Below are 25,717 nucleotides of genomic sequence, written 5' to 3'. Positions count from 1 at the left end.
CTGATTTGTCCGCGTATACCCAACGCGATCTCGATCGGGTCGCCCACGAAGTGAATACGCGTCCGCGAAAAACCCTCGGCTTCCGCACGCCGGCAGCTATCTTCGCTGAGAGCGTTGCACCGACTCGTTGAATCCGCCGTGCTAAATGTTGACGGTGCTGACGGTATCGGGATTCCACCTACGTTGCACAACCCTGCCCCCACGTTGCATGCAACACGCGACGCAACCGCTCGACTATACACGGCGACCGGTTCAGCACCACTGTAGGCCGACCCGCGAACGGGCCGCCGTCGGCCACCGCTGCGTCACGTCGCCCTCGCCATGCCCCCCGCCTCTCCCTTCCGGCAGTCCGCGCTCGACCGCTTGGCCAGCCCCGAGCAGCTCGACCGCATGCTGGTGGTAACCAGTCCCCGACTCTGGGCGGCGCTGGTTGGACTGCTCCTTCTGGTGAGTGCGCTGCTCACCTGGTCGGTGTTCGGGCGGATTCCGATCACGGTGGACGGCACCGGCATTCTCCTCAGCACGGAGGGGCTGCGGGAAATCGAAGCCCTGGGTGCCGGCGTCGTTGACGTCCTCCCGGTTCGCGCGGGTGACCTTGTGGAGGCCGGCGCCCTGATCGCCCGGATTCGGCAGCCACGGCTCGAGCAGGCGGTCTCGCAGGCCGGTGACCGTGTCCGCACGCTTCGCGCGGAGCTCGGCACCCGAGACAACTTCGTCAGGTCCAACGCCTCGTTGGAAACCCGACGCCTCGACGCCGAGCGCGCCGATCTGAGCCGCCGGCTCGCCTCGCTCACCGCACGGGCCGCGTTTCTGCAACAGCGCGTGCAGGCGGAACGGGAGGCGCGCACGCTGGGCCTGGTCACCGAGACCTCGGTTCAGGCCAGCGTGGCCGCGCTCGACGCCGGCCGGGGAGAGATTGCCGCCCTCGAACTCGACCTCCAGAACAACGCCTTGCGTCGACTCCAGCTGGCGAACAACGGTGTGGAGAGCGTGACCGACGTGCGCCGTCGACTGCAGGAGGCCGAGCGCGAGCTCGCGGCCCAACAGCTCGACCTCGTGCAAGCCGGCCGGGTCACCAGTCCTTATCGCGGGTACGTGCGCGAAGTGCGCTCGAGCATCGGTCAGCTCGTGAACGTGGGGCAAGCGCTGGTCTCGATCGAACTCGCCGATGTCCCGCTGCAAGCCTTGGTCTTCGTATCGAATGACGGTAAGCGCATCTCGCCCGGCATGGAGGCTCGCGTCGCGCCGGCCACGGTGAAGCGGGAGGAGTTCGGGTTCATCGTGGGACGCGTCCAATCGGTGTCGGCGCAACCGATGACGCTCGCGGGTATGACCCGCACGCTGGGCAACGACTTGCTGGTCCAACAGCTGGCGTCGCGCGGCGCCTCATTTCTCGTGGAAGTCACGCTGCAGCGCGACAGCACCACGTCCAGTGGATTTCGCTGGTCCACCCGCGACGGACCGCCAGCGCAGGTTGGCAGTGGCACCAGTATCGGCGTATCGGTCGTGGTGTCGCGCCGGCGTCCGATCACGTTGTTACTTCCGTTTCTGCGCTCCACCTTGGGGCTGAGCGCGTGAGCGCGGCGACACGCGTGCGAACGGTGGTGGCCGCGACCCGCCTGGCGTGGCGGCGCTTTCGTATGCGTCCGCCGCGTACGCGCACCGTGTTGCAGATGGAAGCGGTGGAATGTGGCGCGGCCTGTTTGAGCTCGATCCTGGGCTTCTACGGCCGCTACGTGCCACTCGAAGAATTGCGCGTCGCCTGCGGTGTGTCACGCGATGGCGTCACGGCGAAGAACATTTTGCGCGCCGCGCGAACGTTCGGCCTCGAAGCCAGCGGCTTCAAGCGCGAGCTCGATACGCTCCGCACGAGCGCCATGCCGTGTGTACTCTTTTGGAACTTCAACCACTTCGTCGTGCTCGAGGGCATTGTCGACGACGTGGCGTATCTGAACGATCCCGCCACCGGGCCGCGTCGTGTGAGCATGCAGGAAGTGGACGACGCCTACACCGGTGTCGTGCTCTGCTTCTCGCCAGGTCCAGCCTTCGAGCGCGCCGGCGCCGAGCCTTCATTGCGCGCGGCGATTCGTGAACGCATTCGCGGCACGCGGGGGCCGGTCGCGTTCGCGATACTCGCCGGGCTCGCCCTCGTGCTGCCTGGTTTGCTCGTGCCTGCGTTCGCTCGGCTCTTCGTTGATCAGGTGCTCGTGCAGTCGCTGCACGGGTGGGTGGGTCCGCTGCTGCTGGGCATGACGCTGACGGCCGTGCTACGCGGTGCGCTGGTGTGGCTCCGCTCGTATGTGCTGCTGCGACTTGGCACGCGCCTGTCGATCGTGGAGTCCAGTCGCTTTCTCTGGCACGTGCTTCGGTTGCCGGTGGAGTTCTTCAGTCAACGTTCGGCGGGCGACATCAGCTCGCGGGTGGCCCTGAACAATTCCGTGACACAGCTGTTGGCCGGTCAGGTAGCGTCGACGGCCATCGATCTCCTGCTCGTCGTGTTCTACGCCGTGCTGATGTGGTTGTATGACTGGCAACTGGCGCTACTTTCCATTGCGATTGTGACGGCGAATCTCTGGCTGATGCGGCTCGTGTCCGCGAGTCGCGTCGATGGCAATCGTCGACTCCTGCAAGAGGAAGGCAAATTCGTCGGCGCGCTGATGGGCGGGCTTGGCAACATCGAGACGCTCAAAGCCACCAGCGGCGAAGCCCAACTGTTCGCGACGCTCGCGGGACATCAAGCCACGCTCACCAACACGTCGCAGCTGCTGGCACGCCAGTCGTACGCGCTCTCCAGTGTGCCGAGTGTGTTGAGCGGCATCGGCGGTGCCGCGGTATTGGCGTTGGGCGGTCTCCACGTGATGAACGGAGCGCTAACGCTCGGCATGTTGGTCGCGTTTCAGTCGCTCCAGGCTGGCTTCTTTGGTCCGGTGCAGAATCTGTTGTCGCTCGGCGCGCGCTTGCAGACCGTGGTCGGTGAGCTCGGCCGGATCGACGACGTCCTGCAATATCCTCTCGACAGCCAGACACGGTCGGAGATTGCGCCGCCGGGCACGCGCGTTGATCTGCGAGTGGTCGACCTGCGTGAAACGCAGGTGCATGTCGCCGCTGCGGAACCGTCGCTGAGCGGACAGATCGAGCTCCACAACGTGACGTTCGGCTACTCTCGACTCGCGCCACCGTTGTTGCGCGATTTCAGCCTGACGTTGACTCCCGGCGCACGCGTGGCGCTGGTGGGTGCATCGGGGTGCGGCAAGTCCACCGTGAGCAAACTGGTGTGCGGGTTGTACGAACCGTGGGGTGGCGCGATCTACTTTGACGGGCGTCCGATACGGGAGATCGAGCGCGAGCTCTTCAGCGCCTCGGTGGCGTTGGTGGACCAGGACGTGCGCCTGTTCTCAGGCACCATCCGCGAGGCACTCACGCTCTGGGATGACACCATTCCCGAATGGCATGTGCAGCAGGCGGCGCGTGACGCTCGCATCGACGATGTGATCACCATGCGTCCGGGTGGATTCGACAGCGTATTGCAGGAAGGCGGGGCGAACTTGAGTGGCGGACAACGGCAGCGACTAGAGATCGCGCGCGCGCTCTGCCTGAATCCGCGGGTGCTCGTCCTCGACGAAGCGACCAGCGCACTCGACACCGTCACGGAAGCACTGATTGACCGCAACATCCGCCGCCGTGGTTGCACCTGCCTTATCGTCGCGCACCGGCTCAGCACCGTGCGCGACTGCGACGAGATCGTGGTGCTCGATCGCGGCGTGGTCGTGCAGCGCGGTACGCACGACGCACTGATCGAAGACCGCAACGGCCACTACGTACGTTTGCTGGAGGTGTCAGCGCATGCTGATGTCGCCTAGCCGGCCGATCTGGGAAGGCCCGAGCGCACTCGCGCCGATGCTAGCCGAGAGGAAGGCGAACTCGATCGCCATGTGCCATACCGTGCTCGCACGGCCTGCAGGGAACAACGCGCCGGTCTGGTTGGACGATCCGAGTGCCACGTGGCTGGTGGTGTCGGGCGACGTCGATGTCTTCGCCGTACCGCTGCGTCACGGTGTCGTGGCTGGCCCGCGCACATTTCTCTTTCGTGCCGACGCCGGCATGATACTGCCCGGGGCAGGCTTCGACGCCCAACGACGACTCACCCTGATGGCGGTAGGCGGTGCCGACACGCGGCTCGCCCGCTTGTCGTCGGCCTCGTGGAGCGCTGGTGCCACGGTAGATCCGCTGCTGCTTGCCGCCGAGCTCGACCGACTCGTGCAGGCGGTGGGTGAAGGGATCACCGACCTCGCGCGCCGCGCGCCGCAGCTCGATGTCGCGCTGGATGTGCACGACGCGCAGCGCGTTCCCTCGGGTGGCTGCGTTGGGGTTCGGCGGGAGGTGCGTTGGGTCGCGGTCTCGCGTGGATCGCTCGACGTAGCGGGAGAATTCGACGTCACGCTCACCAGCGAAGTGCCGCCGTTCCCACTCGCGCCGGGATTGTGGGCGTCGGCCGACGACGAGGGTGGTGAGGTCGCGATCACGAGCTGCTCCAGTGAGACGCTCGTTCGACGCGACGCACACACCGTCGCGCTGGCCGCGTTCGCGCAGTACCTGGTGCAATCGGCCGCGCGTCAGCGGCAACGCGACGACTCGGCGCGCACCACGCAGCTGCGCGCGCGCATGGCTGCCGACGCCGGTGCAAGCGACGACGCGCTCACCGCTATGGCCGCCGTGATGGCGGGCAACGTGACGCCGAGCGATCGACGCAAGGGCCTGCCGCTGTTGGCCGCGATGGACATGGTGGCGGCGGCTCAAGGCCTTCGTTTCCGTGCGCCATCGCAGGGTCTGCACGTGGTGGATCCGTTCGCGAGCGCGTGCCGCATCGCCGAGTCGTCGTCGGTGGGCTATCGGCGCGTCGTCCTTGAGCCGGAATGGTGGACGCGCGATGCCGGCCCGCTGCTCGGCTTTCTTGAGCTGCGACAGTTGAGCACCGCGAGCATGTCGAACGCTGCTCACGAAATCGAGCGCGTGCCGGTGGCCCTCTTGCCCAACCAGGCCGGCGGCTACGACATCGTCAACCCGGAAACGGGGTCTCGCACTCCGGTCCAGAAGTCGATCGTGCAGCATCTCGCCGCGTTTGGCCTCGTGTTCTATCGCGGGCTGCCGGCGACGGCGCTGCGTGTAGGCGACCTGTGGCGCTTCGTGACGGTCGGCATTCGGCGTGATGTCCAAACGCTGGCACTGCTGGCCGGCCTGGCCTCCTTTCTCGGCATGGTCCTGCCCGTGTTGAGTGCGTATCTGTTCGACGATGTCATTCCCAGCGCCGACCGCGGTGGACTGGTCACGGTCTTCAGCGCACTTGTGATCGCCAGCGTCTCCGGCGTGCTCTTTGAGTTGACGCGCGGCGTGGCGATGCTGCGCCTGCACACGCGCGTGACGCACGCGCTGCAGCTCGCCGTGCTCGACCGACTCATCCGATTGCCCGCCACATTTTTTCGGAACTACTCCGCCGGCGATCTCGGCCAACGCGCCATGAGCGTGTACACGATCGGCGAAGAGCTGGGCAATGCGTCACTGTCGGCGCTGCTCGGCAGCTTCGTGGCCTTCAGCGCGGGTCTGCTCCTGCTGTACTACAGCGTGCCACTTGCGATGTTGTGCGTTGCTATTCTGGTGGTGAACATCGCGGTGTCAGCCGGCGTGTCACGCTGGTCGTTACGATACGTGCGTGAACAGATGGATACGGCCGGCAAGCTGTCGGGGTTGCTGCTGGAACTCTTGCATGGCATCGCGAAACTGCGCGTGGCCGCCGCTGAACCGCGCGCGTTTGCCCGTTGGTCGCAGCTGTTTCAACGCCAACAACGCGTGTCGTACGCGGTGGGTTTGTTCTCCATCAATCTTGGTGCGTTCTACGACGTGCTCGAGATCGCGACCAGCATCGCGATGTATGCGATGTATGCGTGGCTGGCCACGCAGTCGGTATCACACATGTCCACGGGACAGTTTCTCGCCTTCTCTGCCGCGGCCGGGACATTCACGGCGGCCGGACTTTCCCTCTCGCGAACGGCTGTCTCTATGCTGGACCTGCTTCCCACGTGGGAACGCGGACGCCCGTTGCTGACCACGGTGCCGGAGGTGGATTTTTACCGGCCGGATCCCGGGCAACTCGCTGGCCGCATCGATGTGCGCCAGCTGAAATTCGCGTACACTGCCGACGGACCCACCATTCTGCAGGGTGTGTCACTCGATATTCCGGCGGGTGCGTTCGTGGCGTTGGTCGGTCCGTCCGGTTCGGGAAAGTCCACACTGCTGCGCCTACTGCTCGGTTTCGAGAAGCCGGATAGCGGCTCGATTCGCTTTGACGGCCACGAACTGTCCACGGTCGATGTCGCGGCGGTGCGCCGACAAGTCGGCGTGGTGCTGCAGAACGCCTCGCTCACGCCGGGTGACATCCTGAGCAACATCGTTGGCGCGTCGGGACGAACACTCGACGATGCGTGGGAGGCCGTGCGCATGGCGGGGATGGAGGACGATCTTCGTGCCATGCCGATGGGATTGCACACGCGGGTGTCCGAAGGTGGAGGCGGGCTCTCGGGTGGACAGCGCCAGCGACTACTCATCGCGCGCGCGCTGGTGAGTCGTCCGCGCATCCTGTTCTTTGACGAAGCCACGAGCGCGCTCGACAATCGCACCCAGCGACTCGTGAGCGAGAGCGTGGAGCAGCTGCACGCCACGCGGGTTGTAGTGGCGCATCGACTCAGCACGGTACGTCACGCCGATCGCATCGTTGTGCTCGATGGTGGACGCATTGTGGAGAGTGGAACCTACGACGCGCTGATGCGTGAGAACGGACTGTTCGCGCAAATGGCGCGGCGGCAGGACGTATGATCGCGGTGCGGCGAGCACGCCGGATCGCCGTCGTGGCGATCGCCGTGGCCGGCACGCTCTGGCCCGCGGCCGGGTTGGTGGCGCAAGTCGCGGGCGACAGCGCGCGCCCCTCCGCCATGTCGCAGTCGATTGACGTGCTGATCGCCCGGTTGCCCGGACGACCGGTGACGCTCGCCGCACTGGTGAACATCGGGCTACGGGAAGCCTTCGCCGCACAGCTGGCCAACGCGGATCGCCGAGTCGCCGACGGTGCTGCAGTGTACGAGGCGCGCGCGCTCGACCCAGAGCTTCGGTTACGCAGCGATCTGACGGGCGCCTCGCGCGCGGCCGGCATCGCGACGACTACGACGCGGGTATCCGCGATCGGTGTGGCGGGCGCATTGCCGTGGGGCACCACACTCTCGGCCGACTACACGTTAGCCGGTGCGTTCGCATCGTCGGGCGTGTCCAGCCGAACCGGCCCGTCGCGCCTGTCGCTCGCCGTGTCGCAGCCACTGTTGGAAGGCGCCAACCAGCGCACCGTGGCGTGGCGCGCCGCGCTAGTGGAACGCACTGCGGCGGGACAACAGCTGTCGCGAACGCGCGAGGAGATCGCGGCCGGTTTCGAGCTTCAGTATTGGCTGCTCGCTGAAGCGCAGGCCGTCGAAGCCGTATACGGGCGATCGCTCGAACTCGCGCAGGAGATTCTGTCGCGCAATGTGGAGCTCGCCTCGCGGGATCTCATCGCGACCGTCGATGTGCTCACGGTGCGAAGTGGCGTATCACTCCGCGAGGCGTACTATACACAAGCACGCCAGTCGCGATACGATCAGTCCGATGCACTCCTGTTCGCGGTGTACGGTGCCAAGGCGGCCGCGCTCGTGCAGGCCGATACGCTCCCGGCGCTCGCGATCACCGAGGTGGCGCCATCATATGACATCCCGCCCCTCGCCGATGCCATCACGCTGGCGCTCGCGAATCGCAAGGACTTGCGCGCCGCACGCGCTCATCGCGATGCCTCGCAGTTGCGCGCGGCGCAATCGCGCAATGCGTTGCTTCCCAGTCTTGCGCTCGACGCTGGCTGGTCGTCGGCCGCGTCCGGCGCGACGTCGGCATCGATCGCGACGACGCCGAGCAGCGCGTGGCGGCTGGGTGTGTCGATGGGCGCGCCCATGCTCAATCGCGGAGACCGTGGTCTCTCGCTGCTGGCGCGGACGGCGCTGGACGTCGAGTCGATCCGCCTTAGCAGCCGTGAGGCGCAAGTTACCAGCGAGGTGCGCACGGCGGTTCGCGCGATCACCCTGGGTTCGCAGAGATGGCGGAGCGCCGCGAACGCGGCCAGTTTAGCGTGGGAACAGCTGGCGGCCGAGCGCCGTCGGCTGGAACTTGGGCTGGGTGATTCCTTTCGCTTGCTCCAAACTGAGGAGAATGCCGTGCAGGCGCAGCTTGAAGCTGTTCGGGCGCGTTACGATCTTGCGCGGGCGAGCGCACGATTCCGGTTGGCCATCGGACAGGCGCCGATAGCGCCATGAGCAGCGCGATGGCGCGCTCCCTGTTCTTTCTGCCGCGACTTCGCCGCGTGGCGTTCTCCGTCGTGCAGGCGATGGTGTGCGCGTGGCTCTCGCTCACGCCGGCGTCACCGCTTCCGGCGCAACCGCGCGCACGCTCCGCCACCGCGCCGGTGCCGTTGCGCGGCGCCTTCAGCAACTATGAAGTGGTGCATGAGTCGTGGAGCGTGGCTGATGGCCTGCCCGTCAACTCCATCAATCAGCTGCTGCAAGCGCGCGACGGATACATCTGGGCCGCGACGTTTGACGGACTGGTACGATTCGACGGTGTGAAGTTCACGGTCTTCAATAGCGCGAACAGTGCGGGCCTGCCGAGTGACCGCATTGTATGGATGCAGGAAGGTGCGCACGGCGAACTCTGGCTGGTCACCGAGCAGCGCCATTTGGTGCGATGGCGCGACGGGCGCTTTACCGCAATCGGGGCCGCCGGGCTTTTTCCGGCCGACTTTCTGCCGCTGCTTACTGAAGCCGATGGGACAACATGGGTTGGCACCATGGGCGGGCTGGCACGCGTCGCTGGTGATTCACTTGTGCCAGTGTTGCGCGACGAGATTCGTGGCCCCGTCAATGCCCTGCTGCGAACCCGCGATGGGTCGCTGGTGGTCGGCATGGCAAACGGCGGGATTGTTCGGTTCCGTGCGCCGAGCGCGGGCCGACTTGAGCGTCGAGACGAGCCGATGGATAGCGCCGTGGCGCACCTCGTTGTGCAATCGCTGTTCGAAGAGTCACCTGGCACGTTATGGATTGGCGCGGCTGATGGGATTTATTCAAATCGCAACGGCTGGCACTCGATTCCGTCCACGCCCAGCACCTCGTTTGGCTGGATTGCGCGTATTGTCGCCAACCCCTCCGGTTCCGGGGCCATTTTCTACGGTCGTCGAAGGTATGGTCCAGGCCTCAGCGCTGCGGAGGCCAACAACCCGCGCTTGGTGGTGGTCTATGACGGCACACGGCTGGAGCCCTTGGCGAAAGGGAAGGCGGTAACGTTCCACCCGACAGTGTGGAGTACCGCTTCGACGATGTGGCACACCGAAGGCTCGACCATCTACCGAAATCGTGAGCCGATCTACAGCCTCAACCCAACGGGTAAGGCAATCAACTCATCGTTTGAAATTACAACTGGGCTGACCGATCGCGAGGGGAGCCTCTGGCTGGGCACCTTTGCGGGTGGACTTCATCGGCTGAAGCCAACGCTTGTCCATACCATCAGCGAACCGGAAGGGCTCGCGGATCGCAACGTGTACCCAACCTATGTTGATCGAGCCGGCGCAGTCTGGGTCGGCTCGTGGGAACGAGGCTTCGCTCGGATCGATCCGATATCCGGTGAGATCACGCCGCTGGGCGACGCGAATGCGATGCCCCTCGTCGCGCGTTCGATCCTCGAGGCACGCGATAGCACGCTCTGGATCGGCGTTGGTGGTTATCCAAGCGCCTTGTATCGGTGTTCACGTTTCAAGGTCACGCAATGCGTGATGGAAGCGGCGAGCGGCGACACCGTGTTGGAAGTGTCGGCGTTATACGAGGATTCGGACTCGCGGTTGTGGGTCGGTGCGCGGAGTGGACTGTTCCGCCGCGATAATGGGCGGCTCCGTCGCCTCGACGTGAATGGACCGGGCACACTCTCGCCGTCGGTGCGTGCGTTCGCTGCGACTCCCGACGGTGCAATCTGGATGGGCACGAACGGGGACGGCCTGCTTCGCTATCGCGAGGGCGTGTTCACGAGCATCACCACGGTCAACGGCCTCCCGAGTGATTTGATCCGCTCGCTGTACGTCGACCGCGACGGCTGGCTCTGGGTCGGTACGGAAGGTCGAGGATTGGCACGGATCAATCCGCGCGGTTGGGACTCGCGACAGAACGACCCGGAACGAAGACGTATCGCAGTGATCTCCACCCGTGAAGGGCTCTTCGATAATGTCATCCATCAGATCCTTGAAGACGACGCCGGGCGCCTCTGGATGAACACCAATCGCGGCATCTTCTGGATCACGCGATCCGAAGCACTCGAGTTGGCGAACGGTCGCGCAGCACGTGTGCACTCCACTGGGTACACGGAACGCGATGGCATGCGCAATCGCGAAGGAAACGGTGGTTCGCAACCGGCTGGCGCCAAGGGGCTCGACGGGCGCATCTGGTTCCCCACACAGGATGGCGTCGTCGTCGTGGACCCACGCACGGTGGCGCCGGACACGGTACCGCCGCCACTCGTCATCGAACAGGTCGTCGCGGGTGACTCCGTGTTGTTGCCTTCGGCCGACAGTGTTCGGCTATCCCCCGTACAGCGTGATATCCGTATCGATTTCACCGCGCTCACGTTTCTTGAACCTCGCAACGTACGCTTTCGTCATCGGCTCGATGGATACGACAACGCGTGGGTCGACAGCGATACGCGCCGCAGTGCCTTCTATACTCAGCTGCCACCGGGCCAATACACGTTCCGCGTGCAGGTGACCGCCTCTGGCAATGAGTGGTACGAGCCGGGCGCCGCACTGGCCCTCACGGTCGTTCCCCGCATCTACGAAACCACGTGGTTCAAGATTGTCGCGGCCGCCGGGCTATTTGCCATCTGTGCCGTCGCCGTCCAGCGACGCGTCCGCGACGCCAGTCGAAGGGCCGAAGAGCTCGAGCGCGTGGTGACTGACCGCACCTTGGCGCTCCGTGATCGCGAGCGACAGCTCGAATCCCAAAACGTACAGCTTGAAGCACAAGCTGGTACGCTGCGCGATCTTGATCGTGCGCGGAGCCGGTTCTTCGCCAATGTGTCACACGAGTTGCGCACCCCCCTGACGCTTATGATCGCGCCGCTCGATCGGCTGCGCGCGCAGCTACCAACAGCGGATCAGCGCGGCGTCTGGTTGGACTTGGCCCAACGCAACGCCCGGCGATTGCTGGAGCTGGTGAATCAAATCCTCGACGTCGCCAAGCTCGAGGCGGGAGCCATGCGGCTGTCACCACGGCATGTGGAACTCTGTGGGCTGTTACGCGGCACGATTGAGAGTTTTCGTTTAGCAGCCGAGAAGAAGGCACTACAAATTCATCTTGAGAGTGGCGTCACTTGCGAGGTCGTCCTCGACAGCGACGCGTTCGAGAAAATTGTCACCAACCTGCTGTCGAACGCCGTGAAGTTCACGCCGCCGAACGGACGCATTACGCTCACGCTCTCGCGCGAGACGGAACGGCTGTTGCTCGCGGTGGCGAATACCGGCCCGATCGTTCCCCCCGAAAAGCTGGCCCTTGTCTTCGAGCGCTTTTATCAAGTCGATGAGTCCAACACGACCATCCAACCGGGCACGGGCATCGGGCTCTCCTTGGTGAAGGAGCTTGTTGAGCTGCAGCGCGGAACCGTTCAGGCCGTCAGCACCGCCGACGCCACTACCTTCAGCGTTGCGCTGCCACTTGCCGCTGCCGACAGCGTATCACATGCTGTCGACCCCTCGCCAGCGGCGAGTACGGGGGAAGTCGCCGACGCGGTGATTCGCCGAGATGATCCGGCGTCGGACATCCCCACGCTGCTCATCGTCGATGACAGTGAGGACATGCGGACGTTCATTCGGCTCAACTTCGAGAGCCGGTTTCGCGTGCTCGAGGCAGGAGATGGCGTGGAGGGCGTTACGATCGCCCGCGCTTTGCTGCCCGATGTGATCATTTCCGACGTCATGATGCCGCAGCTCGATGGCCGAGGGCTCGTGAAGGCGCTGCGCGAGAGCGCAGAGACTGATTACCTCGCCATCATCTTGCTCACCGCGCAGGCAGAGGATGAGCAACGCCTGGCGGGACTCGAGGGCGGCGCCGACGACTACCTGGTGAAACCGTTCGAAATGCGCGAACTGGACGTGCGCGTGCGTAACCTCATCGCGGCCCGGCGCCGACTGCGGGTGCGCTTTCATGAACCGTTGTTGCACGCGGCCGGGATGGGATCGGGATCACCGCTGCCGCCGTCCCTGCCGGACACCGATCGCGACCAAGCCGACGCGGAAGCGAGTACCCTCACCCCCGACGACGCGCTGTATCGCGAAAAGGTGCTGGCAGCCATCAGTGCCGGACTCGGCGAGGCCGACTTTGGCGTCGCTGAACTTGCCGATGCCGTGTTCCAGGACCGATCGCACCTCTTTCGCCGGGTGCGCCAGGTGACCGGCGCTTCCCCGTCAGAGCTGCTGCGGCGGGTTCGGGCTGATGAAGGGGCGCGCTTGCTGCGCGAGACGACCGGCTCGGTGGCCGACGTGGCATTCTCGGTTGGCTTCCGAAGCGTCTCGCACTTCTACCGGTGCTTCCAGGAGTACTACCACGTCACCCCGGCGGAGTACCGCGCCAAGAATCGCCCATGAATACGCGGTGTGCCGGGAGGTTGCAGTTATGCCTCACCGTTGCAGCAGGGCGCCGGGACATAGGCTGGCAACCGGTGGGCATGCACGATGCAACATGCCGCGTAGGTGGTTGCCCGGTGAAGCCCGTATTGTCGCGTGGCGTCGAACCCCGGCGCGCTAGAGATCACGCGTACTATCGAGGATTTCCGACATGAGCGACAACATTGAGGGTACGGTTCCGCAGAGTGACATGCTGAGCGACGATCAGCTGGACGCCGTCGCTGGCGGGGTGTTGTACAACGACGGCTCATTGGACATGAACACGGGCACGACGGCCCCCACCAGCACAACCTCCACCGCGCCCGTAAAGACCGCCTCCACCTATGTTGTGAGGACGAGCACTACGACGGCAACGACGACGTCCACGAACCCTCAGACGACCTACACGAACGCGACGAACACGGCGCTGAGTGGGCTCCGATCGATCCCCGGCTGACGTGAGGGTTGCTGCGTAGCAGCTCGGCCTTCGAGTAGGACGAAGAGATGCCCCCGTGTGCCCAATGGCGCGCGGGGGTATGGTATTACCGCCGATTGCGCCCCACCGAGATCGACAGCGAGAACGTGTTGTCGTAGTCCGTGAGCAGCCCCGCGCCCATGCCGAAAGCACGATTGTACGCCGGTCGCACCGTGAGCACGTCGCCGAACCGCAGGCCGATGCCGACGCCGAGTTCACCGAACGTGCGGTTGTTGGGTGGCAGCTTCGTATCCGGACCAATCTGGAGCAGACCGAGCGGGCCGCCACTGCGGTTGGCGATGCCAAGTTGCAGCGACGGCACGAGGGCAAAGGAGCCCGTCACGGAAATCGCGCGGCCAAACGCGGCACCCAACGATGCCGTGGTGAAGGCGTCCAAACCCACGCGAGCGGATTGCCAGGTCAGCTGCGCGCGAGGACACACCGCAAATCCCCCGGGCAGCGCCTTCGCGTAGCCGAGCTCACCGCCCACGACGGCCCCGGGCGCGGTACGGTCCTCCCGCGCAAGGTAGGACCCAGTGAGGCTCCCGAACACGCGTTCGCCGGCGAGTGAATACTGTCCCGACAGGCGCCGCAGTTCACCCGATGCACCAGCGGTGCCGGAGACGCTCTGCGAGACGAGCCGTTGGTCGGCGAGCCCCAGGCACGTCTGCGCAGCGGCAACTCGCGGTATCGCAATAGCGGCGACAGTTGCGAGCGGAAGAACAGCAATACGAAGTGAAGACGTGAACACGATACGACTCCTTCCATTGCAAGCTGGCGAGTCTCCGGCCGACGTGCTTGTTTCGGGGGCCGGTTCATCCCCTCCAGCCCTCCCTGCATGAAAGAAGGCACCCGCGTGCTCGCCTCCCTCGTTCTGGCCATCCTGCTCGGGGCGCTGATCGCCTCGACCGGCAATCCGCGGGCGTTACAGGCGGCCGACGCGCTCGTTCCCGTTGGTGAGCTGTGGGTGACGGCGATCCGCATGACGGTCATCCCGTTGTTGGTCGCCCTGATCGTGACCGGCGTGGCGTCGGCCTCCGACGTCCGCGATATCGGACGCATGGGCGCCAGTGCGCTCGGCGTCTTTCTCGCCTTGCTGATCGGTGCGGCCGCCTTGGTCATTCCCACGGTGCCGCTGCTCTTCTCCTTCATGCCCACCGGCGCGCGTCCGGCCCTGCCCCCCGGCGCCGCAGAGGCGGCGAGCGAAGTCGCACGCAGCGGGCAGACGCCCACGTTCGCGTCATGGCTGACCTCCCTGCTGCCCGCCAACCCGATTAGCGCGGCGGCCAACGGCGCGATGGTGCCGTTCATTCTGTTCGTGCTGCTGTTTGCGATCGCGGTCGCCCGCAGCTCGACCGAGACGCGCACCACGTTGGTCGCATTCTTTCGCGCCCTCGGCGAGGCCATGATGACACTGGTGCGGGGCGTGATCTGGCTGGCCCCGATCGGCGTGTTCGCCATGGTGTTGCCTATCACGGCGCACGCCGGCGGGTCGATGGCGGGTGCCATCGGGTTCTACATCGCGGCCTACACGCTCGTCACGCTGCTGGTAATCGCGCTGCTCTATCCCGTCGTCGCCCTCGTCGGCGGAATTCCTATGGGGCGATTTGCCAAAGCCGCGCTTCCGGCGCAGCTGATTGCCTTCAGCTCGAGCTCCTCGCTCGCTGCACTCCCGGCCCTCGTGGAGGCGGCCGAAGACGCGCTCGCGCTGCCCAAGAACGTAACCGGATTCATGCTCCCGCTCGGCGCCGCCATGTTCAAGCTGGCCGCACCGACCACCTGGACCGCCGGCGCGATGTTCATTGCCTGGTTCTACAACGTGCCGATACACGCGCCGGAATTGTTCACGATCGCGTTGGCCTCGGTCTTTCTCGGGTTCGCGTCACCCGGGATTCCACGCGGCGGGTTCATCATGCTCACCCCGCTGTTGCTCGCCGTCGGACTGCCCGTCGAGGGCGTCGGCATTCTGATCGCCGTCGACGCCATTCCCGACACGATCGCGACGGTGCTGAATGTGACGGGCAATCTGGTCGCTACCGTGCTGGTGGCGCGTCGATCGCGCACGTGGCTGGTGCAATGACGAGCGTTGCCGCAATCTTTCACGCTCCTGCCCTGCCCACCACCGCACCGCTCGCCATGACCCGTCGTCTCCTGTCCCTTGCCGCCCTCGTGATGTTCACGGGCTGCGCGGCGTCCGTGAAACCTTCGACGGCGACTGCGCCGGCCACGGCGGCCGCGAACACGCTCTCCGACGCCGAGAAAAAGGCCGGGTGGACGCTGCTTTTCGACGGTACATCGCTCGCCGCCTGGCGCGGATACCAGCAGGCCGACTTGCCGCCCGAATGGATGGCCGTGAACGGCACGATGACCAAGGTGAAAACCACCAATGACATCGTCACGCGCGAGCAGTACGGAGACTTCGAACTTACGCTCGACTGGAAGCTCCCGCTGCGCGGTAACTCGGGCATCTTTTATCGCGCCACCGAGAAGGAAACCAAGGTGTACTGGAGCGCGCCGGAGTATCAGCTGGCCGAAGACTCGCTCACGCCCGATAGCCGAAACATCATGACGTCCGTGGCCGCGGTGTACGGCTTTTATCCGTCGAAGCGCGGTGTGGTACATCGCGCTGGCGAGTGGAATACCACGCGTATCGTCGCGAAAGGCCCGCACGTCGAACACTGGCTCAACGGCCAGCTCATCGCGCAGTACGAAATGTGGTCGCCGGAATGGATGCTCAAACTGCGGGGCGATCCGAACGACCCCACCAAGAAGCCGCTCAAGTTTGCCCCGTTCGCCGACTGGGGCCTGGCGAAGAAGGGCTTTCTCGCCATTCAAGGCGATCACAACGGTGAGCTCTCCATGCGGAACATCAAGATCCGCGAGTTGAAGTAGGCATCGCGAATGCCGCGAGCTCGCACGTTGGCGCCGCTACGTGGACTGGTCCTGACGGGAGGGGCGAGTTCGCGGATGGGGCGAGACAAAGCGACGATCGCGTATCACGGCGCGCCGCAGTGGCAGTTCCTCGCGGATTCCCTGCGGGCGTGCGACGCCGAACCGTACTGGTCGTGCACACCGTCGCAGGCGGATGACTGGATGCTCGGCGATCATGCCATACACGACATCGTGCCCGGACATGGTCCGGCCAGCGGCCTGCACGCCGCATTCTCTCGAGACAACCCTGTGGCGTGGCTCGTGGTTGGTTGCGACTATCCGTGGATCGATGCGCAGGATCTGCAGCGTCTCGTGGACGCGCGCGCCGACAACATCGAGGCGATCGGCTATCTGAATCCGGATACGCAGGAGATCGAACCGATGATCGCACTGTGGGAGCCCGCCGCGCAGCAGCGATTCCTGCAGGCCTTCGATCGCGGCGAAGACAGCGCTCGCCATATCCTGCGCAGCTGCGCGCTACGGCTGCTCGACCCGCGCACGCGGACAGCCATGACGAATCGGAACGTCGATGACACCGGTCCCGTCGACGATTAGCGCTCGTGCCGGGGTCTGAACGTGCCTACGCCGTGGCGTCCACCGGGAAGTACAGCTCGAACCGGGTGCCATGCCCCAGTGTCGACTCGCAGTGAATCAGTCCGGCATGCTGTTGGACGACGCGTGACACGACGGCGAGGCCGAGCCCGGTGCCGATGGTCTTGGTCGAGAACAGCGGATCATAGATGCTTGGCAGGACGTCCGCCGGAATGCCAGCGCCGGTGTCGCTCACAGAGACACACGCGAACCGACCGGTCCGCGCCCACGACTGCGCCCGTACGAACTCCTCGTTCAGTACGCGCTCGTGCACGCCGATAGTGATCGCGCCGGCGTTGCCCACCGCCTCGCGCGCGTTGATCAGCAAGTTCGCCAAGGCTTGCTCGATCTGCACGGGGTCGCCGATTACCGGAGGAGCGCCACCGAGTTCGCGCGTCAGTGTCACGTTGGCGGGCATCGACGAGCGTACGAGACGCACGGTGCCGGCAACGCGCGCCTGCAGATCTACGCGCTCGCGATTCCGGGACTGGGCCCGTCCCAGCGACAGCAACTGCCGCACGACATCGCTGGCACGTTGCGTGGCCTGCATCGCCGCGTCGACGAGGCCTTGGTCGGTGTCGGTCGACGACAGCTCCAGCAATCCGAGATTGGCCTGCGCCACCGTGAGGTAGTTGTTCAGATCGTGCGCGACGCCCGCGGCCAACACGCCCATCAATTCCACACGCTGCAGTGATTCCAGGTGCCGCTCCAAGCGCTGACGACGCTCGGCATCCTGTCGTTGCGCATCGAGGAGCGACATCCGCGTGATGGCGCCGGCGAGTTGCGTCGCGAGAATCACAAGGGCTTCCACTTCATCGTCGGTGGGTGCCAGCACACCCTCGTCGCCGAAGGTGCCCACGCCCAGGGCGCCAACCACCACCGGACCGAGCACCATCGGCACGTTCAGGATGGTGCGATTGCCAAGCGCGGCGACCATGGCCTTGTTGGTGCGCGGATCAGCCGCGGCCTCGAGGACCAGCACGGGCGCCTTGCCCTCGATGAGTTCGTGCAACATCGCGTCACCGGCGATTGCGACTTTCGGGCACCGCTCCAACACCAGTTCCTGCATGCTGCCTTCCACCTGCACGACGCGGAAGTGCGCCGGATCCGCCGGCTCGACCAGCGCCAGCCACGCGGTTCGATATCGCGTCTCGCTCCTGACCGCGCTCCACGTCAGCGCCACCAACTCACTCAGCGTCGTGGCGCGCTGGAGCGTGCTCGCGTGACGCAACACTGCCTTGAGATTGATGGCCACGCGTACACCGCTCCGTTCGAGGATTGCTGTAGGGCAATCGACACCGGCGTGCTCGTCAGGTCAAGAGAACTGCATCGTTCAAATGTTCATTCAGTTCCTGGAGAGCTGCCGGTCAATGATGCCGCGCACGTGCATGGGGTCGCCCGTCAAGTCACCGAGCTCCCAAAGGCCGAAGAGATCGAGCGGCTCACCGCGACTCACCGCGGCCTCCAGATGCTCCGCCACAAAGAGTGTCTCGGCCAGCGGGTGACGGTCACCGGGACGTGCACGGCGATGGTGCGTACCGATGGCGTCGGCGGCGTCGATGCCAAGTCCCCAGCGGTGCGCGGCAATGGCGCCCAATGGCTCGTGGAGTTCGCCGATGAGCAGGTCGAGCCAGCCCTCCGGCAAAGCGACCGCGCGGCGATTGTTGGTGCGCAGCGTTGAGATCTGATCGAAAATGATGAGCAGGCCAACATCGTGCAGCAGCGCAATCGCGAACGCCTCCTCACCATCGGCGGCGAAGGCCGGTGCGATGGCACGCGCCATTGGCCCCGTGTTCACCATGCGCTGCCACGCGGTGGCGAGCAGGGCGTCGTACGGCGCACCGGGCTTGCTCAGCAGACCATCCACCGACGCGGCCACGACGACCGCACGTGTTCCCGCAAGTCCAATCCGATCGATCGCCGCGTCCACGGCCAGAATCGGTGAAAGTCCAGCGCTATTGGATGTGCTGTTGGCCTGACGAAGGAGCCCCTGCACCAGCGACGGATCCTTGCTGAGTTGATCGACCAGCTGCCTACGCGGGACGTTCTCCTGCTCGCACAGTGCCATGGCATCGCGGGCCGCGGCCGGCAGCTGGCGGATCATTTCAACCGGCGAGGCCGACAGCAGAGACAGGAGCGCCGCCGCATCTGGCCACTTGGCGCCGTCACCCGACTGCGCCCAATCGCCGCGAAGCCGGGCCAACACGCGTTCCACGCGCTCCGACCAATACGAGTTGTCCCTGGCGAGCCAGACGAGACCGCCGCCTCGCGATTCCTCCACCGCGGGTTCGTATGCGTGGAGAATCTCTTCCGGACGTCTCGGCACATGGGCGGCTTTCGTCGAGCCAGCTTTGGTTACAGTCGAGCCGAAGCGTCGGAAAAAAAACGATAACATGCGCAGAGCCGAGGTGAAGCGACGAGCAGGCGGTTGCTCTCGATTTACCGAGTATCGACCCGGCGAGCAAAAACTACAACACGTCGCGTGAGCTGCTGATGATCCGGATCAGCCGATAGCGATACGCCGACCCGTCGGCCGGAGGTTTCGCCACCATGGTGCGCTCCACCTCGATGCGGTAGCGAATTCCCGCTTCATGCGTGAACCCGTCTATGCGGTCGTAGAAATTCCCCCACGTCGTATCGGCGTCGCGGCGCACCACGAGGCACTGTTGCACAGCCTCTCCCGTACATCGACGTCGCTCACCCGCAACCTCCAATACCAGGCGAACACTGCTGGTCGGCTGACTGGCGGCGCAGGCGCCTATGGCCGCCAGGACTCCGGCCAGCGCGATGGTGAACCGACCCGTGGCAACCATGTTCACTCCGAGCGCTCGTGAGAGACGGGCAATCGGCGGGGACGGGAGTTGTGAACGTCTCCCGGCCCCGCCGGCACGAATAATCAAGACTTCCTTGCCATGCTACTGAAGGATGACCACTGCATCGGTTCCGCGGAAGTTCGTGCATCCGTCGTTCAGGAACCCGCGCAGCACGAGCTGCGTCGAGCCGACCGCGATGTCGCCGTTTGCGGCGAGTTGCGTTGCGTCGAACATGACGATCAAGTCGGTGCGTCCATCGCCGTTCGAGTCTTCGTACTTCGCGTGATACGTCCCCTTGTTCTGCTTCGCGACCGGCGTATCAGTTCCGGTTTCATTGCCGAGCGTGATCTTGGAGGGATCTGCGTTCGCGGCATTGAACGTTGGCGTGCTCAGGATTGCCACGGTTACCAGACCGCCTTTACCCATGTTGATCGGATTCGGAGACTTGGTGGGCGTGATGTCGATGGCGACCGCCAAGTACGAAACCACGAGTGTCATCAGGTCCGAACCAGTGCCGTTGTCCTTGTCCTTGACCGACACGTTGACTGAATAGGTTCCGGCGCTGCATGACTGAGTGGTCGCGCTGAACACGCCTGCTCCCTGGACATTGGTGGACCCGGTCGCATTGCTGCCGAAGCCCCAGTTTACCGTCCAATTCCACGGGTAGTCGATCACACCGACATCCGTAAAGCCACCGGTGAGCGTGAAGTTGGATCCCGACACGACCGTGCCATCAGAGCCGGCGTCGACCACAGGAATCACATTGGCGACGGTCACTGTCACCTGATCGCTGCCCTGACCGCCGTCATCGTCGGTGACCGTCACCGTGATGGTGTAGACACCGTTGTCGACGTACGTGTGCGACAGCGCGAATGTCTTTCCTGTCAGCGCAAGAGGACTCGCCGCCGACCCATCGCCGTAGTCAACGGTAGCCGTCCAGCTGTCGGTGCCGGCGTCGGTGAAGGAGCCGTTCTGGGTGAACAGCTGCCCTTCGTTACGCGCAGCGTTCGCCCCCGCGTTCACCACTGGCGGGCCGTTGAGCACGGTGATGTTGGTCGTCGCGTCGTCGGTTAGCGTGCCGTCGCTCACCACAAGCGTGACCGCGTAACTGCCGTCGTCGGCGTACGTGTGCGTGGGTTGCGCCGCCGTGCACTTGGCCGGCTTCGGCACAACGGCGCAGCTGCCGTCGCCGAAATCCCAGTTGTACGTGAGCACCAGGTCGTCAGGGTCACTAGATCCCGTCGCATCGAATGAAAGCGCCACGCCTTCGGTGTACGGTGGCGCCGACACCGCGAGATCGGCCGTTGGCGCCGCGTTGTTCGCGCCGTACAAGAAGTTGACCGTGGCGATGTCAGAGGGGCCGAGCGCCGAGCGCTGACCCATCTCGTCGTCACGACCACGCAGCGAAACGAGTGTCGGCTTGGATTCGTCGATCGCAAAGCCGAATGGGCCATAGTGCATCATCGAGCCTTCGTCATAGTCGCCGTGGTCGCTCGCGTCATCGCACTGCTTGACGAAGTTGTGCTCTTTCCCGGAAATGATGTTGTCCGATTTCACCTCGACGAAGCCATCGCGGTCGCAGCGCGTATGCTCATGGAAGAGGCCGAGGGCGTGCAGAATCTCGTGGGCCGCATTGCCGGCGCTGCAGTCGGTATCGAGGTTGATCGCCTGCTCACCGCCGACCATGCCGATCTGCGAGGAACAGCCGTCGGCAAGCTGAAAGCGGATGTAGTTCGCCTGATCGGTCCGCACGACGAACGTGATGCCGGCGGTAGCTTGATCTACCATGGCGATGGCATCGGTGACGCGAGCGGTATTGCTGAGCCCCCCGTCGATCACGTACGGCACCACGCCATCGGGCCAGCGATAGCCGTCGCCGTCGATGTACACGGCCTTCCGCACCCCGCTGGCCACGGACGGCAGCAGGGCGCTCGCGGTGGGCGCAATGTCTCGCGCTCGTCCAAGCACAATGTCGCCCTGCCAGATGGCCAGTTCACCCTGCACTTCGTACGTAATCCGCGTTGGCTGGCCGTCGCGCCCGAAGACGTAACCCTGGCGCAGCTCTCCGCGCTTGGCGTAACCCTCACCGCGCGCGATCCGATTGTCCAAGCGCGCGGTCTCCTCGATGGACGGCACCGACATCGGCGTGTCCTGGCAGGCGCTGAGTAGACACGCCACCGCAAAGGCGCTGACCGCGCGCCACGATACTTTCTGCATTGTATGCTCCCCTGAACAGGTCGACGGATGGGCTTCCGGTGTCATTGGATTTGGCGGAATTCGCTCGCGAATGCGGACAGCGTTACACATGAGCGATGCGTCATCATTCGCTGGCCACGCGCGCAAGGTGCGACAAGGCTCACCTCGGTTGTGCTCCATGCTCTGCTGAAGCCAAATTGGCGCACCTCTGTCTGGAGCGATGGCGTATTCTGATTCACGAAGCGGACACCTCTCCACATTCGGCACAGGCGATACGCGTGCTGGCCGAGCGTTGTTACGATGACTTACGCGACCTGGCACATCGCGAACGTCGACGGAACGCGGATCTGCACACGCTCGACACGTCGTCGCTGGTGCACGAAGCGTTTCTCCGACTGATCACGCAGCGTCAGTTGGCAAGCGCCGATCGTCCGCAGTTTCTCGCCGCAGCGGCCGTCACCATCCGCCGTGTGATCATCGATCACGTCCGCGCGCTGCGCGCCGAGAAGCGGGGAGGTGGCTTTCACCCAATCACGCTCGACGGTCCCCTCGGCGTCGTGGAGATGCGCGAGGACATGCTCTTGGCACTCGACGAGGCGTTGGAGCAACTAAGTCGGGTGTATCCGCGCCTGGTGCGAGTTGTTGAGTGCCGCTATTTCTCGGGGATGACCGAAGAGGATACGGCCGAAGCCCTCGGCGTCACGGCGCGCACCGTGCGCCGTGACTGGGTGAAAGCGCGAGGGTGGCTCCACATGGCCCTCGACCTCTGACGTAGCGCGCACCATCGTCGGGCGCCACCGGCCACCCGTTACCCGTTACTCGTTACCCGTTACTTGTTGACCGAAGCCGCTCGCGCCGGAGAGCCGGATCCGCCGTCCGCAGCCGTGAGCGCCAGCAGTTGCTCCACAAACTCGCGTTGATCGCGGCGCGAGTCGTCGTTGGAATGCAGCGACAGCCATTCCTCAAAGAGCGCCCGGCTGGCATGAGCTGCCACCCGCCCGACGATCTCCGGCGCGGTTGACCCAGGGCTCTCTGGGGGACGCACACGTCCGGTGCCGGCATCGGCCGGTGCCGGCAGTGCATAGACAATCTGCACGACCCCAGCCTGCATCGCCGCGCCGGTGCACATGACGCACGGCTCAAGCGTAGACACCATGATCACACGGTCACCGGGGGCGATCCCCCGCCCTGCAGCCGCAAACGCATTCATTTCGGCGTGCGCGGTCACGATGCCGCTGCTCACCATCGTGTTGTGTCCTTCGGCAATTATGGTTCCGTCGTCGCGATACAGCACACACCCGATTGGAGCTTCGCCACCCTGAATGGCCAATCGGGCCTGTGCTAGCGCCCGCTGCATCCAGACTTCATGCTTCCGCTCCGTACTTGCGATCAGCGAAACATCATCGGACATCGTGTATCTCCATACCTGGACGTGGAACTACGGACGTGGCAGAGTTGTCGAGCCATTTCATCAGATAGCGTGCGGTTCGACTGTCCGGACAGTGTCGGAGCGACTCGGGAGGACCGGACGCGATGATCAGCCCGCCGGCGTCACCGGCGCCCGGGCCCATATCGATCACCCAGTCGCTCGACGCGACGACGCGCATGTCATGTTCAACGACCACCACAGTGTTCCCCAGGTCGACGAGGCGTTGTAATTGTGCGAGGAGTCGGTCGGCGTCGGCGGGGTGCAATCCCGTCGTCGGCTCATCGAGGACATACAGCGTATCGCGGCGAGGCGAGCGCTGCAGCTCCGAGGCGAGCTTGATCCGTTGCGCCTCACCACCGGAAAGTTCGGTGGCCGGTTGGCCCAGCCGGAGATACTCCAAACCAATCGCCTTCAAAAGCGCCAAGGTTCGGACGATTCCCGCTTCGCCTTCGAAGAAGTGAAAGGCCTCGGCGACGGTAAGGGCGAGCACCTCAGCGATGCTCTTTCCGTTCCACGTCACCCGGAGTGTCGCCGAATTGTACCGTGAACCGCGACACGTCGGACAGGGCGCATATACCGTCGAGAGAAATATCAGCTCCACGTGCACCGATCCCTCACCTTCGCACGTCGCACACCGTCCGGCTTTCATGTTGAACGAAAACCGACCGGCACTGTACCGCTTGGCGCGCGCTGCACGCGTCCCGGCGAACAACTGGCGTACATGGTCGAACAGTCCCGTGTAGGTGGCGAGGTTTGAACGCGGCGTCCGGCCGATCGGACGCTGATCGACCGTGACGAGTCGACGGACGCCGTCTCCGCCTGCCGTGATGCGACCGTTCGACTGTTGGCGAATCGTGGGTTCGTCGGGAACGTCCAACTCCTCCTCACGCGCCTTCTGACCAAGATGAAGCGCGACGAGTTCGACCAGCGCCTGACTCACCAGACTCGACTTGCCGGACCCGGAGACGCCAGTCACCATCGTCAGCGCGCCGAGTGGAATACGGACGGTGAGTCGGCGGAGCGTATTGCGCGTCACATCGCGCAGCTCCAACCATCGTGTCAGCTCGCGCCGGCGACGAGCCGGTGCCACTGCTGAGCCAAAGAGATAGGGCGCCGTGCGAGAGGCCGTGATGCTTCGCAAGCCTTCCGGTGGTCCGCTATATACGATGTGGCCACCGCCGGTTCCACCATCGGGACCGACATCGATCAACCAGTCCGCACGCTCCATCATCTCAAGGTCGTGCTCGACCACACACATGGAGTTACCGGCCGATATCAGCGCATCCAGTGCGGCGAACAGCGCCTGATTATCGGCCGGGTGCAATCCTGCCGACGGCTCGTCGAGCACGTACACCACGCCGAACAGATTGGATCGGATCTGAGTGGCAAGACGCAATCGTTGCAACTCGCCGGCCGAAAGCGTCGTCGTGGAGCGCTCGAGCGTGAGGTATCCAAGTCCCAGCGACTGAAGTGCCGACACGCGCGCGAGAATGTCCGCAACGATGCGCTCGGCCGCGAGACGCTTTTCGACGGCTACGAGATGAACCGCCGGGCCGAGCACGGTCACCAGTTCATTGAGTGCGAGCTGCGAGAGGCTGCCGATATCCTTGCCAGCGACAGTAACCGAGAGCGCGGCCTTCTTGAGGCGACGGCCTCTGCACAGCGGGCAACGGACGCCGGTCAAGAATGGCGAGACCCGCTTCTTCATGAGCGCGCTCTGCGTCGTCGCGAAGGTCTTCAGCACATACTTTCGCGCGCCGATGAACGTGCCCATGTAGCTGGGCTCCATATTTCGCCTCCGTGCGGCACGTACTTCGTCTGCCGAGAAGCCCGCAAAGACGGGAACGGTCGGTTGCTCGTCGGTATACAGTATCCATCGCTGCGTACGCCTCGGCAGCTCGCGCCAGGGCGTATCGATTGAATGCCCCAGGGTGACTAGAATGTCGCGGAGGTTCTGCCCCTGCCACGCGGTCGGCCACGCGGCCACCGCCCGGTCACGTATGGTGAGTGACGTGTCCGGAACCATGCGCGCTTCTGTCACGTCGTAGACCGTACCGAGGCCATGGCATCTCGAACACGCGCCCTGTGGCGTGTTCGGCGAGAAATCCTCGGCGTGTAGGGGCGGCTGCCGTGCTGGATAGTGACCCGCGCGCGCATACAGCAGGCGAAGCAAGTTGGAGATCGTGGTGACACTGCCGACGCTCGATCTTACGCTCGGCGCGCCGCGTTGCTGCCGTAGGGCTACGGCCGGCGGAAGACCATCAATCGCATCAACATCGGGCACGCCAATCTGATCGAACAGGCGGCGCGCGTATGGCGCCACCGAGTCGAGAAAGCGTCGCTGCGCCTCCGCGAAGACCGTACCGAAGGCGAGTGACGATTTTCCCGAGCCAGAAACGCCCGAGAACACCACTAGCATGTCTCGGGGAATGTCAACATCCACGTTTTGCAAATTGTGCTCGCGAGCGCCACGAACACGGATCATGTCGTGTGGCGAACTCGACCCTCTCAGCGGCCTCTCTTGC

At 64.6% G+C, this 25,717-nt stretch carries 17 protein-coding genes and 1 pseudogene; 11 read left to right on the top strand and 7 right to left on the bottom strand.

What is annotated here, in order from left to right; genetic code table 11:
• The 7 genes and pseudogenes from RMP10_RS21440 to RMP10_RS21410 form a co-directional block, all read left to right on the top strand.
• A pseudogene (locus RMP10_RS21440) lies at positions 1 to 131 on the top strand (IS30 family transposase); the annotation flags it as partial.
• A gap of 190 nt (positions 132 to 321) precedes the next feature.
• Entirely contained in the window at positions 322 to 1,578 is a 1,257-nt protein-coding gene (locus tag RMP10_RS21435) for an NHLP bacteriocin system secretion protein (protein ID WP_310572122.1), read from the top strand.
• Positions 1,575 to 3,860 (top strand): NHLP family bacteriocin export ABC transporter peptidase/permease/ATPase subunit, encoded by a 2,286-nt coding sequence (locus tag RMP10_RS21430; protein ID WP_310572121.1) that lies wholly within the window; start codon positions 1,575 to 1,577, stop codon positions 3,858 to 3,860. Before RMP10_RS21435 ends, RMP10_RS21430 begins: the two co-directional genes overlap by 4 nt.
• Complete coding sequence (locus tag RMP10_RS21425) at positions 3,844 to 6,867, top strand: NHLP bacteriocin export ABC transporter permease/ATPase subunit (RefSeq protein ID WP_310572120.1); 3,024 nt, start codon at positions 3,844 to 3,846, stop codon at positions 6,865 to 6,867. The genes RMP10_RS21430 and RMP10_RS21425 overlap by 17 nt, the downstream gene beginning before the upstream one ends.
• Positions 6,864 to 8,378 (top strand): TolC family protein, encoded by a 1,515-nt coding sequence (locus RMP10_RS21420; RefSeq protein ID WP_310572119.1) that lies wholly within the window; start codon positions 6,864 to 6,866, stop codon positions 8,376 to 8,378. The genes RMP10_RS21425 and RMP10_RS21420 overlap by 4 nt, the downstream gene beginning before the upstream one ends.
• Positions 8,375 to 12,739 carry a two-component regulator propeller domain-containing protein gene (locus RMP10_RS21415; RefSeq protein WP_310572118.1) on the top strand — a complete coding sequence of 1,455 codons (4,365 nt, stop codon included), beginning with the start codon at positions 8,375 to 8,377 and terminating at the stop codon, positions 12,737 to 12,739. The genes RMP10_RS21420 and RMP10_RS21415 overlap by 4 nt, the downstream gene beginning before the upstream one ends.
• Positions 12,740 to 12,929: 190 nt before the next feature.
• Positions 12,930 to 13,214, top strand: coding sequence for a hypothetical protein (locus tag RMP10_RS21410; RefSeq protein WP_310572117.1), 285 nt, complete (start codon positions 12,930 to 12,932; stop codon positions 13,212 to 13,214).
• An 85-nt stretch (positions 13,215 to 13,299) separates the two neighbouring features.
• Here the strand turns inward: RMP10_RS21410 and RMP10_RS21405 are convergent, their stop codons facing one another.
• Complete coding sequence (locus RMP10_RS21405; protein WP_310572116.1) at positions 13,300 to 13,983, bottom strand: hypothetical protein; 684 nt, start codon at positions 13,981 to 13,983, stop codon at positions 13,300 to 13,302.
• Positions 13,984 to 14,070: 87 nt separating this feature from the next.
• Here RMP10_RS21405 and RMP10_RS21400 point away from each other — a divergent pair, with 87 nt between their 5' ends.
• The 3 genes from RMP10_RS21400 to RMP10_RS21390 are packed head-to-tail and all read left to right on the top strand — an operon-like array spanning position 14,071 to position 16,718.
• Entirely contained in the window at positions 14,071 to 15,312 is a 1,242-nt protein-coding gene (locus RMP10_RS21400; RefSeq protein ID WP_310572115.1) for a cation:dicarboxylase symporter family transporter, read from the top strand.
• A gap of 56 nt (positions 15,313 to 15,368) precedes the next feature.
• Positions 15,369 to 16,124, top strand: a complete 756-nt coding sequence (locus RMP10_RS21395) for a DUF1080 domain-containing protein (protein ID WP_310572114.1) — start codon at positions 15,369 to 15,371, stop codon at positions 16,122 to 16,124.
• A gap of 9 nt (positions 16,125 to 16,133) precedes the next feature.
• Positions 16,134 to 16,718 (top strand): NTP transferase domain-containing protein, encoded by a 585-nt coding sequence (locus RMP10_RS21390; RefSeq protein ID WP_310572113.1) that lies wholly within the window; start codon positions 16,134 to 16,136, stop codon positions 16,716 to 16,718.
• Positions 16,719 to 16,743: 25 nt separating this feature from the next.
• Here RMP10_RS21390 and RMP10_RS21385 read toward each other — a convergent pair whose 3' ends face one another.
• From RMP10_RS21385 to RMP10_RS21370, 4 genes are all read right to left on the bottom strand, one after another.
• Entirely contained in the window at positions 16,744 to 18,009 is a 1,266-nt protein-coding gene (locus RMP10_RS21385) for an ATP-binding protein (protein ID WP_310572112.1), read from the bottom strand.
• Between the two features lie 90 nt (positions 18,010 to 18,099).
• Positions 18,100 to 19,080, bottom strand: coding sequence for an HDOD domain-containing protein (locus RMP10_RS21380; RefSeq protein ID WP_310572111.1), 981 nt, complete (start codon positions 19,078 to 19,080; stop codon positions 18,100 to 18,102).
• A gap of 142 nt (positions 19,081 to 19,222) precedes the next feature.
• Positions 19,223 to 19,567, bottom strand: a complete 345-nt coding sequence (locus tag RMP10_RS21375; RefSeq protein WP_310572110.1) for a DUF4377 domain-containing protein — start codon at positions 19,565 to 19,567, stop codon at positions 19,223 to 19,225.
• A gap of 102 nt (positions 19,568 to 19,669) precedes the next feature.
• Positions 19,670 to 21,784, bottom strand: coding sequence for a M12 family metallopeptidase (locus RMP10_RS21370; RefSeq protein WP_310572109.1), 2,115 nt, complete (start codon positions 21,782 to 21,784; stop codon positions 19,670 to 19,672).
• A 176-nt stretch (positions 21,785 to 21,960) separates the two neighbouring features.
• On the opposite strand from RMP10_RS21370, the gene RMP10_RS21365 reads away from it, so the two are divergent.
• Positions 21,961 to 22,533, top strand: coding sequence for an ECF-type sigma factor (locus RMP10_RS21365; protein WP_310572108.1), 573 nt, complete (start codon positions 21,961 to 21,963; stop codon positions 22,531 to 22,533).
• Positions 22,534 to 22,592: 59 nt separating this feature from the next.
• Here RMP10_RS21365 and RMP10_RS21360 read toward each other — a convergent pair whose 3' ends face one another.
• Both RMP10_RS21360 and RMP10_RS21355 read right to left on the bottom strand, forming a co-directional pair.
• Positions 22,593 to 23,174, bottom strand: a complete 582-nt coding sequence (locus tag RMP10_RS21360; RefSeq protein ID WP_310572107.1) for a nucleoside deaminase — start codon at positions 23,172 to 23,174, stop codon at positions 22,593 to 22,595.
• Positions 23,164 to 25,677 (bottom strand): excinuclease ABC subunit UvrA, encoded by a 2,514-nt coding sequence (locus RMP10_RS21355; protein ID WP_345785836.1) that lies wholly within the window; start codon positions 25,675 to 25,677, stop codon positions 23,164 to 23,166. The genes RMP10_RS21360 and RMP10_RS21355 overlap by 11 nt, the downstream gene beginning before the upstream one ends.
• Positions 25,678 to 25,717: the final 40 nt, after the last annotated feature.

Origin of the sequence: Gemmatimonas sp. (genome assembly GCF_031426495.1) — a bacterium.
In the GTDB taxonomy this organism is placed as follows: Bacteria; Gemmatimonadota; Gemmatimonadetes; order Gemmatimonadales; family Gemmatimonadaceae; genus Gemmatimonas.
Note: the sequence above shows the minus strand (reverse complement) of the source record. Positions and strands in the feature narration are given on the sequence as shown.

What these genes read in the sequence shown, in the direction of transcription:
- RMP10_RS21415 (WP_310572118.1), top strand. Translation starts at nt 8,375, where the DNA reads ATGAGCAGCGCGATGGCGCGCTCCCTGTTCTTTCTGCCGCGACTTCGC.
- RMP10_RS21370 (WP_310572109.1), bottom strand. Translation starts at nt 21,784, where the DNA reads ATGCAGAAAGTATCGTGGCGCGCGGTCAGCGCCTTTGCGGTGGCGTGT.
- RMP10_RS21375 (WP_310572110.1), bottom strand. Translation starts at nt 19,567, where the DNA reads ATGGTTGCCACGGGTCGGTTCACCATCGCGCTGGCCGGAGTCCTGGCG.
- RMP10_RS21355 (WP_345785836.1), bottom strand. Translation starts at nt 25,677, where the DNA reads ATGATCCGTGTTCGTGGCGCTCGCGAGCACAATTTGCAAAACGTGGAT.
- RMP10_RS21395 (WP_310572114.1), top strand. Translation starts at nt 15,369, where the DNA reads ATGACCCGTCGTCTCCTGTCCCTTGCCGCCCTCGTGATGTTCACGGGC.
- RMP10_RS21390 (WP_310572113.1), top strand. Translation starts at nt 16,134, where the DNA reads ATGCCGCGAGCTCGCACGTTGGCGCCGCTACGTGGACTGGTCCTGACG.
- RMP10_RS21360 (WP_310572107.1), bottom strand. Translation starts at nt 23,174, where the DNA reads ATGTCCGATGATGTTTCGCTGATCGCAAGTACGGAGCGGAAGCATGAA.
- RMP10_RS21425 (WP_310572120.1), top strand. Translation starts at nt 3,844, where the DNA reads ATGCTGATGTCGCCTAGCCGGCCGATCTGGGAAGGCCCGAGCGCACTC.
- RMP10_RS21400 (WP_310572115.1), top strand. Translation starts at nt 14,071, where the DNA reads ATGAAAGAAGGCACCCGCGTGCTCGCCTCCCTCGTTCTGGCCATCCTG.
- RMP10_RS21420 (WP_310572119.1), top strand. Translation starts at nt 6,864, where the DNA reads ATGATCGCGGTGCGGCGAGCACGCCGGATCGCCGTCGTGGCGATCGCC.
- RMP10_RS21435 (WP_310572122.1), top strand. Translation starts at nt 322, where the DNA reads ATGCCCCCCGCCTCTCCCTTCCGGCAGTCCGCGCTCGACCGCTTGGCC.
- RMP10_RS21410 (WP_310572117.1), top strand. Translation starts at nt 12,930, where the DNA reads ATGAGCGACAACATTGAGGGTACGGTTCCGCAGAGTGACATGCTGAGC.